The organism is Mycoplasma sp. 1578d (assembly GCF_024582695.1).
Taxonomy (GTDB): Bacteria; Bacillota_I; Bacilli_A; order Mycoplasmatales; family Metamycoplasmataceae; genus Mycoplasmopsis.
The window spans coordinates 590523-608730 of record NZ_CP102081.1 but is presented as its reverse complement, the minus strand read 5'-3'; the positions used below and the strand labels follow the sequence as shown (position 1 = coordinate 608730).

Genomic DNA, 18208 nt, shown 5'->3' with positions numbered 1-18208 from the left:
TCAAAGAGTGATTGTTGATTCTTATACTAGATTTGGATTTTTTAAAAAACATACATATCGTCCTATTTTAGAAGGAACTGAAGAAATGCTTTCTCCTAAGCATGGTGAAGAAATCCTTGTTAAAATGAGAAATGTTGATATTACTTATGGAAGTGGACTTAAATCCTTTCGAGCAATTAAAGATTTATCATTAAACATTTACAAAGGTGAAGTTTTAGGACTTGTTGGGGAATCAGGATCAGGAAAATCAACCACTGGAAAAGCATTAGTGGGATTAGTTCCTTATTCACACGGTCAAATCCAATTGCTTGATAAAACCTTACCAAAAGTTCTTAAAAGAGGTTTTAAATTCGGGAAAGCATTGGAAGAATACAAAGCTATTGACAATTTTTTAACTAATAAAGTGCAAATGATTTTCCAAGATCCAGCCAACTCGCTTAATCCACACATTAACGTGGAAGCAGTAGTTTCTGAAGGACTTGAAAATACTAAAAACGCCAAAGAAATTTACATATATAACATTGATCAAGAAGTTCTTAAAGAAACCTTTGCTAAAATTTCTCATGCAGGAAAGCAAACGATCTTTAATGATCACTTATTTGATAAATTAAATCAGCAAGTAGCAATTAATGAAGAACAAGGTTATCAAGCTTTATATGTTCAGCTTGCAAGTATGCTTACTGACGAACCACAAGCTTATGAGTATTTATTAAGTACTAAAGCAACTCGCGAAAGTGAGATGAAACTTTCAGAAAAAGATTGTAAAAAAATCCTTGTTCGTGAAATTTTGAAAAGTGTTGGACTTGATGAATCAGTGCTTGGACGTTTTCCGCTTGAATTTTCAGGAGGACAACAACAACGGATCGGAATTTCAAGGGCCGTGGTATTACGTCCACAACTTTTAATTGCTGATGAACCAATTTCGGCTCTGGACGTGTCAATTCAAGCTCAAGTTGTCAACATTTTTAAAGAATTAAAAGAAAAATTTAATCTGACTATTTTATTCATTGCCCACGATTTAAGAATGGTCGAATATATTTCTGATCGGATTGCGGTTATGAATAAAGGGACTTTACTTGAAATTGGAAAAACTCAAGAAATCATTAATAATTCACTTCATCCATATACAAAATCACTTCTTGATGCTGTTCCTTCAATTGATTCAGAAAAAGGAAGTTTAATTGGTTATGTCTATGACCCAGCTATTCATAATTATAATGATGTAGTGCAACCCCAATGAATTAAAATTAATGATGATCACTATGTGCTAGGAACTCCTGAAGAAGTTCAAAACTGACAAAAAGGAAAGTATTAAACTAATTATGAAAAACAAACTTAATAAATGGGCTTTATTATTAGCGAGTATAGCAACACCGGCCTTTGTTGCTCTTTCATGTCAAAGTGCACAAAGTTCTTCAGAACACAAAGAAGACGGGACTAATGCACCTATAGCCACTCCTGGAGCCCCTGGAAAGACTAACGAAAATCAACCAATAAATAACAATCCTGATGTAAATATTGCTAATCCTAGCCAAAATACTGAATCAGATATAACCAATCCAGATTCAGATCTAGAGTTAACTAATTCATCAATCATTACTCAAGAACCTTTTGTCACTAAGAACGTTGAAAAAGATGGAGTTGTGCGCGGTACTCTAAAATTAGAACGCATAGGTTGGAACAAAGGAACTAAAATTTCTGATTTTATCAAAGAACTTAAAAATGTATCTTTAGATTATGAACAAAGAATCCATAGTGTTAAATCAATTCAACTTTTAAGAAAATTCTTTATTAGATCTAATTACAATAGTTATGTTCCTGTCGAGACAAACCCCCCAGTAGTACTCAAAACAATGACTAAATACACCCCAACTGGCGGTAAAGAAGAACCTAGTACACCAATTTCAATTTGAGTTCCATATAATTTTGAATTTGATCAACCACTTGACGAATCCAAATTATCGCCAACTCAGAAAAAAGCAAAAGATCAACTTTTAGATTTAAGGGCTACAATTATTAAAAGTTTCTTTTCAATTATTCGTGCAGTTGGAAATGTTCCACAACACTATAACTTTATAACTGGACTGCAAGAAAGAGAAAATATTGCGTTTCAACTTGATGTTTCTTCTTTAATCTTTACTATTGATTATTTACTCAATCATAATGTCTTTGATTTATACATTAATTCAATTTTGCAAGGTAAATTACTTTTAGATAAAACCGGAAAACCAAGCGAACCATTAACCAACAAATTTTTTGATAAACAATTTAATTTACTTCCAAGTGATGAAGCCATTTCTCCTTATGCATTTGCGTTTTCATTCTTATATTTAAAACGCAAAGCAACCAATATTTTAGATCTTGCGAGAAGAAGTTAAACTCAAAACATAGTCAATTTGACTATGTTTTTTAAAACTTAAAAGCGTTTATCAATAAAAAAAGTATAATTAAAATATTATTTATAGCCATGAAAAATTTAGCTAATCAATTACGTCCCAACACAATTAATGAGATCGTTGGACAAGAACATATTAAGTCACTTTTTCGCCAAGTTGTTAAAAATAATTTAACAACCAGTTTTTTGCTATTTGGCGAAAGTGGGGTTGGGAAATCATCATCAGCTATTGCATTAGCTAAAGAATTAAATAAAAAATATGGATATTTTAACGCAGCTGTAGATTCAAAAAAACAACTCAGCCAATTACTTGACACTTGCCAAATTCTTATTGTTGATGAAATTCATCGACTCAACAAGGACAAGCAAGACATTCTACTTCCGTATTTAGAATTTGATAAAATCATTATTTATGCTACTACTACCGAAAATCCTTACTTTAAGGTCAATCCGGCCTTAAGAAGTAGAATGCAAATTTTACAATTTTATAAACTAAGTAATGAGCAAATTATTCAAGGATTAAGAAATATTATTAATCAACACTTTCCTGAATTAAATATTTCAAATGAACTTTTAGCTAAGTTAGCGTTTATGTCCAGCGGAGACTATCGAATTGCTTTGAACAATCTTCAAATGCTCGGAATTTTAAAAAGTAATTCCACACCAGTCAGTGAAGCAGATTTAAAATTGATTATTCCTAATATTCAATTTTATTCAGATGCTAAGGGAAGTGCCCATTATAACAATTTATCAGCATTACATAAATCACTTCGTGGAAGTGATGTTGACGCTTCAATTTATTATGGAATGCTAATTGCCACTAGCGGAGATTTTGATGGATTATTTCGTCGCATGCTTGCTGTGACCTATGAAGATATTGGGTTGGCTTCTTCAAGTATTCAATTTAAAGTACATAATGCTATTAATGCTTATGAACGTTTAGGAGTACCTGAAGGTCTTTTACCGATTACTTATGCATTAATTGAATTAGCACTAGCACCTAAATCTAATTCGGTTGTTCAAGCTCGGGATATGGCTTTAAATTTGATTAATTCAGGACATATTTATACTATTCCCAAGCATTTAAGAGATGCTCATTATGCTTCAGCTAGTAAACTAGGTGATGGAATTGGATATGCATATCCACACGATTTTCGTAATAATTGAGTTAAACAACAATACTTACCAAATGAGTTAATCAATCAACATTTTTACACACCAGGCCTAAATCAGAGAGAACAAGCAATCAGCAAATATTGAACAGAGCTCAAAAATAAGGAGTAAACAATGAAATGAACACTAGATCAGATTAAAACTCTTGAAGATCTTAAAAAATCCAAAAATCAAGTTTATGGTTCACAAGGCGAAATTTTTCAATTGCAACAAAAACTTAAAAATGCTCCAGCAGAACAAAAAAAGTTTATCGGACAAGAAATTAATGCTCTGAAAAAAGAATATGAAACTTTTTTTGCTCAAGCCGAAAGCAAAATTCAAGATTTACAAATTCAGCAAAGACTGGAAAATGAATTTGTTGATGTGACTATTCCGCTTAAATCTAAAGGATCATTAAACCCAATTACAATCATTGAAAATAGACTTAAAGACTGATTTTATGGACACGGATATTATGAGCAAAAAGCTGGAGAAATTGTTTCAGATTTATATAACTTTGAACGTTTAAATATCCCCCAAGATCATCCAGCTCGTGCTATGCACGATTCGCTTTATATTAATGCAACTACATTATTAAGAACTCACAATACCGGAGTTACTGCAAGCGTTTTAGAACAAAACGCTAATAAAGAAGTATCTACTTTTGCAATTGGCAAAGTGTATCGTAACGATGAAGATGATGCCACTCACTCACATCAATTTACTCAAATTGATTTTGTTTCAGTAGGTCAAGTGTCATTTCCTAATTTAATTTGAACTCTCAAAGATATGCTTTCGTATGTGCTCGAAGAACAAGTACAAATTCGTTTGCGTCCATCATACTTTCCGTTTACTGAACCAAGTGTTGAAGTGGATGTGTTTTATAAAAATAAATGAATTGAAATTTTAGGTGCTGGAATGCTTCATCCTAATGTTTTAAAAATGGCTGGATTTAATTCAGATTTTACTGGATTTGCAGCTGGAATTGGAGTGGAACGAATCACTATGATTAAATATGGATTTACTGATATTAGGGACTTATATAAAAATGATTTAAGAATTATGGAGCAATTTAAATATGAAAGATAGTTTCTTACAAATTCTCCAAAGTGAAGGTAAAAAACCATATTTTGAAAACATTATTAATGGACTAAGAAATTACATCACTTTTGACATAGTTCCGCATCAAATGGATATGTTTAGAGCTTTTGAATTTTTTCAAGTTCACGAAACTAAGGTGATTATTCTTGGTCAAGATCCTTATCATAGTAAAAATGTTGCTGATGGTTTAGCCTTTTCAACTCGTTCAAAGAAAACTCCTCCTAGTTTACAAAATATTTTCAAAGAATTAAGTGATGAATTTCCAAATATTAGCTTAAATAGTAATGATTTAACTCCATGAGCTAAACAAGGAGTATTATTGCTCAATGTCTATTTAACTACTGTAATTAATAAGCCACTTGAACATCAACATTTAGGATGAGAGCAATTTGCTCAAGTTGTCTGTGAGAAAATTGTACAAGCAAATCCAAATGTGGTGTTTCTAGCTCTAGGAAGACATGCACAAGAATTTATCACAAAATTACATCCAGTTCCACAATATGTGCTTAAAACATCTCATCCAAGTCCGTTTTCTGCAAACAAAGGATTCTTAGGATCGCGAATTTTTATTAAAGCCAATGAACTTTTAAAACAAAATAACATCAGTCCGATTAATTGAGAATTAAAAGAGGTTAAATAATTATGATTCTATCGTTAAAACATTTAAACAAGTATTTGCCAGAATATAAATTGACAAATCAAGTCGAAAAGCATTTAAATGAACTTGGTTTTGAGGTTGAATCATTTAAACCTTTTTCTGACGTTAAGGGATTAAGGTTTGCAAAAGTTGTTAATGTACAATCAAATCCAAATAACTCTAAACTTGATGTTGTAGAGATTAAATTATCTGACCAAAAACTAATCATTCAAACTAATAATAAAATCTTAAAACCTGGTGATTTAACTATTTGTTTTATTGCAGGTTCAATTAAAGGAAAACATACATTTGCTCCAATTGAATTAAGCGGAATTATTTCACAAGGTATGTTTGCTTCTTGGAGTGAAATTGGATATGATTATTCATTGTTAACTGATAAAGATCAAGTTTTAACTCTTCCGAGTGATTTTGCTTCACTTGATGATAATGTCGAAGAAAAATTAAATTTAAATGATTATTTAATTGAAATTAGTCCAACAGCAAATCGCAATGATGCTAACTCATACTTTACAATTGCCAGTGAATTAGCCGCCTTTTATCGAACAAAATTAAGTTTACCTGATGAACAAATAAATCCATCATTTAGCTCAAAATTAATAGTAAATAAAGACCAAGCTGATGAGTTGATGTTTTTGGAAGTTTTAGGTAAAAAGCAAACCAGCTTACAAGAAAAACTACTACTTGCTAAACACGGAATGGATTCTAAATTCAATTGAGCTATAAATTTAACCAATCTTTGCTTACTTGAAACAGGAGTTCCTGCACACGTATATCCACGTAATAAGCTCAAAGGAAACTTGAAAGCAAGTTTATACACTGGGAAACAAGTAATCTTAGGGAATAAAGAAATTAATGTTGAAAATGTTCTAACTATTTTTGATGATCATCAACCAATTTCTTTTGCTAGTGTAATGGGATTAGAAAATTACAAAGTAAACCAAGAGGATGAACAGTTTGTTTTTGAAATAGGAGTTTTTAATCCTCAATTAATCCGTCATGGCGCAAAAGAAGTAAAGATTTTATCTAATTCAGCTAACCAAGGATCACGGAAAATTAGCAAAGAAATTGCATTAAGAGGAATGCAATATTTACAAAGAAAATGCAAAGGTTTAAGTTATTCAAATATTGTTAACGAAATTAATAAGCTTGAAAAATTACAAATTGTAAATGATGACAAAATGCTTCAACTTTACAGTGGAATGAGTGATTTATCTATTTTTGAACCAGCAAAAAAACAATTAATTTTATTAGGATTTGAATTTAGTAATGAAATAATTAAAGTTCCAAATTATCGTTATGATGTCACTATTTTTGCTGATATTATTGAAGAATTATTCCGTTTTTATTCATATGATAATTTTAAAGAAACTAAGTTTAAAAACGTGCCAATTAAAACTCAAGCAAGAGATAATATAAAAAATATTCTTGCCTTTAAAGGGTATGATGAAGCAAGAACATTCACACTAGTTTCACAAGAAAAAGCTTCATTTAATCCTTTTAATTTTGAGCAAAATATTTCATTAATGACTTTTGTTTCCAAGGAAAGAGAAGTGATTCGAAATTCAATTATTAGTTCGCTTAGTGAAGTAGTTGAATATAATCAAAAAAGAAAATTAAATCATCTTAATATTTTTGAGCAAGGGATGATTAATGAGAACATTTCGGTAATTGGAATGGCAAGTACAACTAAAATGTTTGAGCAATTTTCTAGCGATGTACTAGATATTATTAACCACCCAGCTCAATTAGTTCCTTTTAGCGATAATGAACAAATTCACTACAATACAAGCGCTAAAATTATGCATGAAGGAAAAATGATTGGATGAATTGGAAAATTACATCCTAAATTTGATAGCACAAATGCTTTATATGCTGAATTTTTAGATAACACATTTAGTTCACGAGCAAAATTTACTTCAATTTCATTTGAACCATATAAAAGTTTAGATTTAACTTTTGAACTTAAACTTAATGAACATATTGGTTCGAAAATTGAGCAAATTCATCAACTATCTGAAGTGTTTGAGATTAAGCAAATTGATGATTTTTATAAAAAAGAAACTAATACTCATTTTGTAACTTTAAGAATTATTGGAGATTCAGAACAAATTCAAATCATTGATAATCATTTTAATAAGTAGGTCACATGTACAAAAAAATAACTTTACAAGATAAAATTGTTCAGCAAGCAATTAATAAAGAATTGCAACGTCAAAAAGATCACATTGAATTAATTGCATCAGAAAATTATGTTTCAGAACAAGTACTCAAAGCACAAGGAAGTGTTTTAACTAACAAATATGGTGAAGGATACCCTGGAAAAAGATATTACGGAAGTTGTGAAAATGTTGATGTAGTTGAAAGTGCAGCGATTGAACGTTTAAAAGAAATATTTAAGGTTAAATATGCAAACGTACAATCGTATTCAGGGTCTGTAGCTAATGCTGCTGCCATTGCTTCGGTAGTTCCTGAAAAAGGAAAAGTAATGGGGCTTAGTCTTTCTTCAGGGGGGCATTTAACTCACGGATATAAAATTTCTTTTAGTGGAATTTTTTACAATTCAATTACTTATGATGTTGGTCCAGATGGATATTTGGATTATGATCAAATCGAACAAATTGCAATGAGAGAAAAACCTGACCTGATAATTTGTGGATATTCAGCGTATCCTCGTATTATCGATTTTAAACGTTTTCGTGAAATTGCTGATAAATGTGGAGCTAAATTGCTGGCTGATATTGCTCATATTGCTGGATTAATCGCTGGAGGTGTACACCCTTCACCAGTAGGGTATGCAGATATTATCACTTCGACTACTCACAAAACACTTCGTGGAGGTCGTGGTGGAGTAATTATGACCAATGATGAACAAATTGCAAAAAAAGTTGATCGCTGAGTTTTTCCGGGTTATCAAGGTGGACCATTATTTCACGCTATTGCTGGAAAAGCAGTTGCTTTTTATGAAGTACTTCAACCGCAGTTTAAGCAATATGCTAAAAATATTGTTAAAAACGCACAAGAATTTGCCAATGAATTTAAAAAGTTAGGGGCTAATATTATTTCAGGCGGAACTGACAATCATTTATTTATGGTTAATGTCCATGATACATATAAAATCACTGGGAAACAAGCTGAAACTTTATTAGAGCAATTTAATATTACTATTAATAAAAATTCAATTCCATTTGATATTCTTTCACCAATGGTTACCAGCGGAATTAGACTTGGAACAGCCGCTATGACTAGTCGCGGATTTACTAAGTGAAAAGAATTAGCTCGTTTAATTGATCAAGTTTTGCGAAATTACGAATTTTACAAATCAAATACCCAAGAAACAAAACAAGCAAAATCTCAAATTTTATCTCAAATCAAAACTTGAACCAAAGAATTCCCAATTAAAAAATCATATTTAGATTAACAAAATATCTCCTTAGCTGTCTTAACTATAGGAGATGTTTTTTACTATCAATAATTATTTCAAACCACAAAATTAAATTGTACCCATAAAAGGTTATTGTCAAAATTTTAAAACATAAGCATTATTAAGATAAAACAGAAAATATTTTCATTTTTTATTAACAAACTCTTTTTTTAACTTATACTAATAATGATAACTTTATTTTAAGAAAGGAATAATATATGAAAAAATGAAAATGGCTTACCACTACCTTAGTATCAACTAGCACACTATCATTAGCTTTGGTTTCGTGCTCATCTACTCAAGAAGAAAATAAAGTATTTAACAATTTTGACAAACGAATACAGTTTTTACAACATCGAAATGTTTGGTCCATTTTTATTGATAATCTTAGTAAAACACTTAAAGACATTTTTGGAATTACTAAAACCACATATTTAGATAAAGTTAAAAAAATGAGTCAATATAAAGGTTTACTTAATGATTTAGGCACCATTCTTAATGAAACACAAAAAGAAAATAATGATATTATCAATTGAGAGGAAATTCTTAAAAAATCACCCTTTAAAGATTTTTCTGATACCGATGAATTAGAAAAAAGTAATGCCAATGCACTTCATATCGCTTTTAATAAACTTTTTATCAAATCAAAAATGAGTAATGGACAATATGGATCTTACGAAATTAGTCGAAGTCCTTCAGAATTTTGAAATTTTAAATCAAACGATTTAGGATATCACCTATTCCAAAATATTTGAGACTATTTTATTTACTTACATCAAGAAGTTTCAGAAGAAAAAACCCCCAATAATCCCTCTCGTACTCCTATTATTCCCAATGCAGAATATCCAAATAACACCTATAACAACAATTATCAATCTAGATCTGAAATAGAAGAAGTATTTAATACCAAAAATATTTTTGAATTTTCAAAGTTGTCTCAAAAATTAAGTAATAATAAAGAGTTTAACAATATTCTTCAATTTTGAATACACACTCCGAGCGAAGATTGAAGTAATTCTGCAACAGAGAGATTTCATAACTTATATTTCTCTTATCACTTAATTAAGTATTACTCTCAATATCATCCAGATTTTATTACTTTGCCATCAGATAATAATTCTGGAACTTTTACATCGATGAATTTTAATATTTATACTAAATTATTATTTAATTTTTAGTAAGATATCTTTAATTTTTCTAGGTTATATTTCACAATAAAACATAATTTTCAAACAAGATAAAAATTAAGATCATTTGGTCTTTTTTATTTGCAAAATTATCTTTATTTGGTAAAATAAAAAAAGCAATACATAAAGACAGCAACGGCGTTAAGCTTAATTATGTTGCCGAGTGTATCTCTCTGAAGTTAGTTTGTATTGCATTATTTTTGAAAGGAGGCATAACAGTGTCTGAATCAAATTTCAAAATAGCAAAAAGAAACACAGTTAATGAAATTGTTCAAAAAGTTCAAGAATCAAAAGCCATTGCTTTTGCTGAATATCGTGGTCTTTCAGTTGCTGATCTTAAAGAATTAAGAATCCAAGCAAAACAATTTGGAGTTGAAATTAAAGTTTATAAAAATAGACTTTTTAAATTAGCAGCAGCAAAAACAGGATTTGAAAACCTTGCTGAGCATTTAGTAGGACCAAACATTTTTGCATTTTCAAAACAAGATGATATGTCTGCGGCAAAATTACTGGTTAAATTTGCTAAAACTCACAAACTAATGGTTATTAAAGCCGGAACATACGAAGGACAAGTTATCGATGCAAGTGGTGTTAAACAAGTTGCATCACTTCCAACACACGAAGAAGCACTTGGAATTCTTGCACGTTCACTTATGGCACCATTACAACAAATTTCATTATCACTTAAATTAGTAAGTGAACAAAAATCAGAATAATTAAATTTTATACATTACATAGAAAGGCATAACATGGCTAAATTAACAAAAGAAACATTTATCGAATCACTTAAAGAAATGTCAATTAAAGAAGTTATGGAACTTGTTGACGCAATGAAAGAAGAGTTTGGAATTGATCCAAGTGCTGCTGTTGCAGTAGCTGCAGCTCCTGCCGAAGGTGGAGAAGAAGCTAAATCAAGCGTTAAAGTTATTATTAAAGCTGACAATGGTAAAAAAGTTCAAATCATTAAAGCTGTTAAAGATTTACTTGGAAACTCACTTATGGAAGCGAAAAAAATCGTTGACAATCTTCCTGCTGTTATTAAAGAAAACATCAAACCTGAAGAAGCAGAACAAATTAAAGCTACTCTTGTTGAAGCAGGTGCTGAAGTTTCAGTTGAATAATTTCACTTTATAATAATTTAAAGTGTCTATTTTAGACACTTTTATTTTTGCACTTTATCCACTTTTTCCATAAACAAAAAGCACAAATTAGATTTGTGCTTTTTAATATTTACCAATAATTTTCTTTTCGATATATTTCTTTCTTAAATGAAGTAGCGGAATCATTAACGAAGCCAATACTAAAGTATAAATTGGAATGCTAATTACTGATCTAAATAAAATTGGAAGCATTATAATGACATAACTTTTTTGTAAGGTCAATTTAGATTTTGGGCTTAGTCAAGTTCTTCAGCGAATATATGCAAATGGACCTCAAATTCATCTAAAAATAACAATAATAATAACCACTGATGCAAATGACATAAGCACAATTAAAAGGTTATTTTTAGCAAGCGTTTCTTTTTTAGTAAATAAATATTTAAAACTCAAATAACTCATTATTCCAGCGATGATTGTTGAAAAAATCGCCATAACAACAAAAGTTGTAATTGAAATTTGTTTAAACCCAAATGTTGGTGAAATTTTAATTGAATCAATTTTTTGAGCACTGATTTGTCATCAAAAAACAAAAAACATTGAGGCTAAAACCATCCATAAAAAAACATTAGATAATATCACAGCTATTTTTTTGTTTTTCTCAAATAAATCAAAAAACATTGACATGATAAAGGTTGAAATAATTGGCACCACTCCATAAGCTCAATGTCATTGTGCAATATTTCCTGAAATTAACAATCCCAAAACATCAGCTAATACACCAACTAATGCTGCTTTAAAATATCTCAAAAAATATGAAACCACAATATAAAATAGAAACTCAAATGTTAATCCAGCTCTTCCAATAGTTGTGTTAACGATTAGATAAAGTCCTAGTAATAATCCACTAATTGCTATATCAATAATATCGAGTTTAAAAAACTCTTTAAAACTTGAAATTTTTTTAACTCTGTATTTTGAAACTCCAGTTAAATTAATAAATTGATCTTTTTCTTTAAGATAATAAGCATTTCCTAGTTCTAAATTAACTATGATGTTTTTATGGACAAAGAAATAATAAAGTGGCGAAAACAATCCGCTCAAGAATAATCAATAATAAACATATTTAGTTTTTTCACGCAAATAAATATTTTTTAATGCTATATTTCGGGCATAAAAGTATGCATCTTTCCAAAGAACAAGGAAGGACGATAATAAAGCAACCATTGAAATGATTAAAAATATTACTCGTGTTTGCAAGTCTATTTGACTTAATTGAATGTACATAATTAAACTAATTAAACTAATAAATAATGCTACACCACTTGCAACACTTGATAAAAAAGTCTTTTTTGAGAAAAATGAATGTTCATTTCCCCGTTTATTAAGGTTTAAATTCTGCTGTAATTTAATAATTATAATTATATCATTTATTAATTAGTAATATTACTATTTTGATTATTTGTATTATCGTTTAAATAAATCAAATTAATTCTTTCATTATTTTGCGTAATATTTTCATTAATTAAATTTAAAACTCTTAATCTAAAGAAATCATCAATACGCCCATTGATAAATTGAGTAGTTACATTATCAGCAAACTGCTCAAATTCTTTAATTGAGCACATATAAATTGCTTCTAAATTGCAATAAAAATCGTTTTGTTTATCTTTAGTATAGATTGGAATGGCATCTTCATAATTTTTATCGGCAAGCTTACTTAGATCATCAACCAATTCAATAAAAAAGATTCGATTATCAATTTCAAATAAGGTCAAGAGAAACTTGATTTTTTTAGTGTGCTCCTTGTTTATTTTGAAGATATTAAATGTTTTATTTTCCATATTTTTTCCTCCACATTTGAGTAATAATTTTTTTCTCTTCAAATGTAAAAAATTTTTATTTTTTTATTTAGCATTATAAAACAGGAAATATTTACAGAAAAATATTTTGATGAATATCCACATTTTTAGCAATAAAAAATTTTGAGCTTTTTTGTTAACGCTTTTTTGTTAACGCTTTTTTGTTTTCATATTTATCTATTTATAGACTTATTTCCCTTATATTTAGAGTAGGATAGTAATCTTTGGAGGAGTAATGAAAAAGTATGATGTCGCAATAATTGGAGCCGGAATTATCGGGGCTTCAATAGCGTATGAATTAGCGCAATACGACTTGGATGTGATCATTTTAGAACGCAATCCAAAAGTAGCTAATGAAACTTCACTTGGGAATTCAGGAATAGTCCACGGCGGATTTGATCCTGAACCACATAAACTTGAAGCTAAGTTAAATCTTTTAGGTAACCGAAAATGACATAACAAGTGGTTTAAGGATCTAATTTTTCCAAGAGTTAAAATCGATTCAATGATTTTAGCGTTTGATAACGAAACTGAAATAGATCATGTCAAAATGCTTTATCAACGCGGAATTGAAAATAAACTTGATCCTAAGGATTTAAAAATTTTAACTAGAGAGGAAGTTTTACAACGTGAACCAAACGTTAATCCAAGTGTTTGCGGAGCATTATTATGTACTTCGTCTTCAGCAATTCATCCTGTTGAAGCAACAAGAGCTTTAATTGGAGCATCAAAACAAAACGGAACAACACTAAGAGTTAATTCCAAGGTATCTAAAATTCAATACAAAGATAATTTATTTGAAATTTTGGTCAATGATTCAGAGAAGATTTATGCATCTAAAGTAGTTGATGCTGCCGGACATTATGCTGATGTACTTGCAAATGAAAATGGGTTTGATGATTTTAAACAAAAAACCCGTCGTGGCGAATATCGGATTATTGACAATTATGATCCTCATTTAATTTCATCAGTCTTATTCAAAGTTCCCACAATTCACGGGAAAGGAGTGATTATTGCTCCAACTTTAGATGGTAAATATTTAGTTGGACCAACTGCGCAAGAAGATGTTGCTAAAGAAGATACACGTTTAGTAACTAGAGAAAAATATGATTATATCGGAGAAATTGGAAAGCAAATTATTCCAAGTTTAAAACTTGAACGAACTATGATGACTATTTCAGGATCAAGACCAATTGACATTGAAACTAATGATTTTGTAGTTCGTCAATCAAAAAATAATAAGCATTTTATCATAGCTGGTGGGATGCAATCACCAGCTCTTTCTTCAGCGCCAGCAATTGCTGAAGAAATTGTTAAATTACTTGAATTGGATTTAAAACCGAGAAAAAACTTTAACCCAAAATACTCAATTGATGTGTTTTAACTTTTTAATTGATAGAAATTTTTAGAAAGAAGTATGTATGATTAAAAAACTAACCTCTAAGTTAACGTCTAAAGGTTTTACTGCTAGTCAAATTATTGCCTTAATAATTTTAGGTGCAGCTGATGTTTTTGTCATTGCAGCACCATATTACATTAAAAACATTGTTCCGAATTTACACTTATATCTAGGTGTACGTGAGGATGACGTTTCTAAAATAACTGCTCTTATTGGTTGAGTTTCATTAGCAACTCAACTTCCAGGGGGATTTTTAGCAAACAAATTTCCTTCGCGGTGATTGCTTTTTATCGCTGTATTATCAACAGGATTAATTGGCTTTTGATTTGGAATCACTGTCTTAGAACAACAAAGTTTTGAAAGAGATGCTTTAGTTAATACTTACAAAGCAATTTGAGGTCTTTGAGGAATTAGCTCAACTCTCATTTTCTGAACTCCACTTTGAAAACTTGTTTCTCAACAAGGAAAAAAAGAAAACCAAGCTCTTGCATATGGTATTGAAGGAGCAGCTAATGGATTTATGGGGTTATTTTTTGTTTATTTAATCGGGGTAATTGTTACTTATGTATGAATTCCTTCGGTCGCTGAAAGTGATAAAACACCTTTTGCTGTTTATGCTTTTTTACTCTCATCTTTCTTAGTTATAGTAAGTTTTATGGTACTTTTCTTTGTCAAAGAAAAACACGAAAAAAGTAATGAAAAAATCACCTTTGCTAATTTAGAGCAAAAACTTAAAACTAATGTAATTAGCATTTTAAAAGCTATGCAAAACTGAAAACTTTGAGCTTTAGCTATTTTTGTCATGGGAACATATATTTTCCAAAGTGTTCTTTCATTTTACATTGTTAATATGATGGAAAATGTCTTTTTTGCTCCGGTTCTTTTAGTTTCGATTTTAGCTGGATTTAAAACATATGGCTTAAGAATGCTGGTTTCAGGATACGTTGGTCGTTTTGCTGATAAATTTAAATCTTATGTCTTATTACTCATTTTTGCATTAATGATCGGAATGGGTTGTTTGGTTTTATTTATTATCTTCCCAATATTCGGAATTGATTTTTCACATAATTCAGTCTTAAAAGTTATTTTCTTAATTATTCTTTCTATTTGTTTTATTTTAGGTGGAATTGCAATTTGAACAATAGTGACAGTGAGATTTACTCAAATTTCTGAAGTTCATATCGAGAAAAAAGCATACGCTTCTTCAGTTGGAATTATTAGCTTTATTGCCTTTTCGCCAGATGCTTGATTTTTTGAAGTTGGTGGTTCGATAGGAAAAGCTTATACAGAAAATGGAGCATCTAACACTTCTGTTTTGGGGTATCAAATCATTATTTTAATCGCAATTGCTTTTGCTTTTGTTGGGTTAATCGCTGGATTAATAGTATTTTTATCAAACAGAGCCGAACTAAAAAGACTAGGAAAAACTGATTATCGTTGAAGAGAGTTACAAAACGATTAAAAATATTAAAAAATACGTTCATTTTTAAATAAAAAACAAGTTAATTCACTTTTAAACTTAGTTAATAATAGAGAATAACTTCTAAATTCTATTATTAAGTCATTTAAAATAAAATGCTTGAACAAACAAAAATACTCCTTTAATTAAATTTGAGTTCCAAAGATTACAATCCTAAACTTAATTAATTTATTTAGCTTATTTTAGTTTAAATAAGACATTTGGAAAGGAGATGTATGTTTAAAAAGCTCACCGCTAAAATAACATCCAAAGGTTTTACTACTAACCAAATTTTTGCCTTAATTATTTTAGCTGCAGCTGATGTTTTTGTTATTGCTGCACCATATTACATCAAGAACATTGTTCCGAATTTACACTTATATCTAGGTGTACGTGAGGATGATGTTGCTAAAATAACAGCAGTTATTGGTTGAGTAACATTAGCAACACAACTTCCAGGAGGGTTTTTAGCAAACAAATTTCCTTCGCGGTGATTGCTTTTTATCGCTGTATTATCAACAGGATTAATTGGCTTTTGATTTGGAATTACTGTCTTAGAACAACAAAGTTTTGAAAGGGATGCTTTAGTTAATACTTACAAAGCAATTTGAGGTCTTTGAGGAATTAGCTCAACTCTCATTTTCTGAACTCCACTTTGAAAACTTGTTTCTCAACAAGGAAAAAAAGAAAACCAAGCCTTTGCTTATGGAATCCAAGGTACTGCCAATGGATTTATCGGTCTATTTTTTGTTTATGTAATTGGTGTAATTGTGACATATGTATGAATCCCAGCTGTTTCTAAAAATGATAAAACACCATTTGCTGTATATTCGTTCTTACTTTCTGCATTTTTAGTTGCAGTTAGCTTTATGGTATTGTTCTTTGTTAAAGAAAAGTATGAAAAAAGTACTGAAAAGATTACTTTTGCTAACCTTGAGCAAAAGTTAAAAACTAATGTAATTAGCATTTTTAAAGCTATGGGAAATTGAAAACTTTGAGCTATGTCGATTTTTGTCATGGGATCATATATTTTCCAATCAGTTCTTGCGTACTATATTATTAATATGATGGAAAATGTCTTTATAGCTCCTGTTATTTTAGTATCTATTTTGGCTGGTCTTAGAACATATGGTTTAAGAATGTTAGTTTCAGGATTTGTTGGTCGTTTTGCTGATAAGTTTAAATCTTATGTTCTGCTTTTAATATTTGCATTAGCAGTTGGAATGGGAACCTTAATTGTTTTTACAATTTTACCTTCGTTTGGAGGAGACTTTAAAGAAACATCGGCATTAAAAGTCATTTTCTTAATTATCCTATCACTTTGTTTTGTATTGGGTGGTATTGTTACATGAACCATTGTAACACTTAGATTTACCCAAATTTCTGAAGTTCATATTGAGAAAAAAGCCTATGCTTCTTCAATTGGTTTAATTAGCTTTATTGCTTTTTCGCCAGATGCATGATTCTATGAACTTTCTGGTTACATTGGATCAATTTACACTCCAGAAAGAGCAACCAACACTTCAGTAACTGGATATCAAATAATTATTTTAATAACCATTGGTTTTGCTTTTGTCGGATTAATTGCTGGATTAATAGTATTTTTATCAAATAGAGCCGAACTAAAAAGACTCGGAAAAACCGATTATCGTTGAAGGGACTTACATAATGACTAGAAAAAAACAATTACTTTTAGCTCATCGTGGTTATTCAGGAATTGCCCCTGAAAACACTCGCATGGCTTTTACACTAGCTTATGAATATGGTTTTGATGGAGTTGAACTTGATGTTCACATGACTAAAGATAAACGTTTAGTTATTATTCATGACGAAACTACCGAAAGAACAGCTTTAGTAAAAAAAGATATTGAAAAATCAACTTTAGAGCAATTGAAAAAACATAATCATGCAAGCTTTTTCCATTTTGATGTTCCTAAACAAACCATTTTGACTCTTGAAGAGTTTTTCGAAGAATTTTTAGACAAGTTTAAAGTGATTAACGTTGAAATTAAAACTGATGTAAAAATTTACCCTGGAATTGAAGAAAAACTTGATGAGTTAAAAAACGTTTATCCACAAATTTTTGATAAAGTGGTTTATTCATCGTTTAATTTCCAAACACTTGAAAGAATGTACGAATTAGATTCAAGGTACAAGCTAGCTTTCTTGTGGTGAAAAAAAACTGAATTTAAGAAAATTTCATCTCAAAGAATTAAGCGAGTTTGTCAGTATTTAAACCCTTGAACTAATTTATATGACAAATATAAAGATGAATATAAGAAACTAGGTTTACCATTCATGCTTTGAACCTTAAAAACAGACAAAAAATATAAAGAATACTTACAAGACGATCAAGTTGCTGCACAAATTAGTAATTTAAAATACAAAAAATAAGTTCTTTGTTATTACACCTTAAAAGTTATTTATCTTATAACTTTTAAGGTGTAATAAACTAATATTTTTAAACTAAATTTAGA

Annotated in this window: 16 protein-coding genes; 14 read left to right on the top strand and 2 right to left on the bottom strand. The window is 29.8% G+C overall.

Features of this window, described 5'->3' with window-relative positions:
- The first annotated feature begins 85 nt into the window (after nt 1-85).
- The 10 genes from NPA11_RS02440 (at nt 86) to rplL (ending at nt 11035) form a co-directional block, all read left to right on the top strand.
- Nucleotides 86-1315, top strand: coding sequence for an ABC transporter ATP-binding protein (locus NPA11_RS02440; protein ID WP_373457104.1), 1230 nt, complete (start codon nt 86-88; stop codon nt 1313-1315).
- A gap of 7 nt (nt 1316-1322) precedes the next feature.
- Complete coding sequence (locus NPA11_RS02435; RefSeq protein ID WP_257043281.1) at nt 1323-2378, top strand: hypothetical protein; 1056 nt, start codon at nt 1323-1325, stop codon at nt 2376-2378.
- Nucleotides 2379-2467: 89 nt separating this feature from the next.
- Nucleotides 2468-3679 (top strand): replication-associated recombination protein A, encoded by a 1212-nt coding sequence (locus NPA11_RS02430; protein ID WP_257043279.1) that lies wholly within the window; start codon nt 2468-2470, stop codon nt 3677-3679.
- 3 nt (nt 3680-3682) lie between these two features.
- Nucleotides 3683-4636: a phenylalanine--tRNA ligase subunit alpha gene (pheS, locus tag NPA11_RS02425; protein ID WP_257043278.1), complete on the top strand. Its 954-nt coding sequence runs from the start codon at nt 3683-3685 to the stop codon at nt 4634-4636.
- Nucleotides 4626-5288, top strand: a complete 663-nt coding sequence (locus NPA11_RS02420; protein ID WP_257043277.1) for a uracil-DNA glycosylase — start codon at nt 4626-4628, stop codon at nt 5286-5288. Before pheS ends, NPA11_RS02420 begins: the two co-directional genes overlap by 11 nt.
- A gap of 2 nt (nt 5289-5290) precedes the next feature.
- Complete coding sequence (locus tag NPA11_RS02415) at nt 5291-7447, top strand: phenylalanine--tRNA ligase subunit beta (RefSeq protein ID WP_257043276.1); 2157 nt, start codon at nt 5291-5293, stop codon at nt 7445-7447.
- 5 nt (nt 7448-7452) lie between these two features.
- Nucleotides 7453-8724: a serine hydroxymethyltransferase gene (gene glyA, locus NPA11_RS02410; RefSeq protein ID WP_257043275.1), complete on the top strand. Its 1272-nt coding sequence runs from the start codon at nt 7453-7455 to the stop codon at nt 8722-8724.
- Between the two features lie 221 nt (nt 8725-8945).
- Nucleotides 8946-9905 (top strand): hypothetical protein, encoded by a 960-nt coding sequence (locus tag NPA11_RS02405; RefSeq protein ID WP_257043274.1) that lies wholly within the window; start codon nt 8946-8948, stop codon nt 9903-9905.
- Nucleotides 9906-10132: 227 nt separating this feature from the next.
- Nucleotides 10133-10630 (top strand): 50S ribosomal protein L10, encoded by a 498-nt coding sequence (gene rplJ, locus NPA11_RS02400; RefSeq protein WP_257043273.1) that lies wholly within the window; start codon nt 10133-10135, stop codon nt 10628-10630.
- 33 nt (nt 10631-10663) lie between these two features.
- Nucleotides 10664-11035 carry a 50S ribosomal protein L7/L12 gene (gene rplL / locus NPA11_RS02395; RefSeq protein WP_257043272.1) on the top strand — a complete coding sequence of 124 codons (372 nt, stop codon included), beginning with the start codon at nt 10664-10666 and terminating at the stop codon, nt 11033-11035.
- A 102-nt stretch (nt 11036-11137) separates the two neighbouring features.
- Here rplL and NPA11_RS02390 read toward each other — a convergent pair whose 3' ends face one another.
- Both NPA11_RS02390 and NPA11_RS02385 read right to left on the bottom strand, forming a co-directional pair.
- Nucleotides 11138-12298, bottom strand: coding sequence for a hypothetical protein (locus NPA11_RS02390; protein ID WP_257043271.1), 1161 nt, complete (start codon nt 12296-12298; stop codon nt 11138-11140).
- Between the two features lie 146 nt (nt 12299-12444).
- Nucleotides 12445-12855, bottom strand: coding sequence for a hypothetical protein (locus tag NPA11_RS02385; RefSeq protein WP_257043270.1), 411 nt, complete (start codon nt 12853-12855; stop codon nt 12445-12447).
- A gap of 253 nt (nt 12856-13108) precedes the next feature.
- Here NPA11_RS02385 and glpO point away from each other — a divergent pair, with 253 nt between their 5' ends.
- The 4 genes from glpO (at nt 13109) to NPA11_RS02365 (ending at nt 18125) form a co-directional block, all read left to right on the top strand.
- Nucleotides 13109-14257 (top strand): type 2 glycerol-3-phosphate oxidase, encoded by a 1149-nt coding sequence (gene glpO, locus NPA11_RS02380; protein WP_257043269.1) that lies wholly within the window; start codon nt 13109-13111, stop codon nt 14255-14257.
- Nucleotides 14258-14294: 37 nt separating this feature from the next.
- A complete protein-coding gene (locus NPA11_RS02375; protein ID WP_257043268.1) occupies nt 14295-15734 on the top strand; it encodes an MFS transporter in 1440 nt (479 codons plus the stop codon).
- 233 nt (nt 15735-15967) lie between these two features.
- Nucleotides 15968-17407 carry an MFS transporter gene (locus NPA11_RS02370; RefSeq protein WP_257043267.1) on the top strand — a complete coding sequence of 480 codons (1440 nt, stop codon included), beginning with the start codon at nt 15968-15970 and terminating at the stop codon, nt 17405-17407.
- Nucleotides 17400-18125, top strand: a complete 726-nt coding sequence (locus NPA11_RS02365) for a glycerophosphodiester phosphodiesterase family protein (RefSeq protein ID WP_257043265.1) — start codon at nt 17400-17402, stop codon at nt 18123-18125. The genes NPA11_RS02370 and NPA11_RS02365 overlap by 8 nt, the downstream gene beginning before the upstream one ends.
- Nucleotides 18126-18208: the final 83 nt, after the last annotated feature.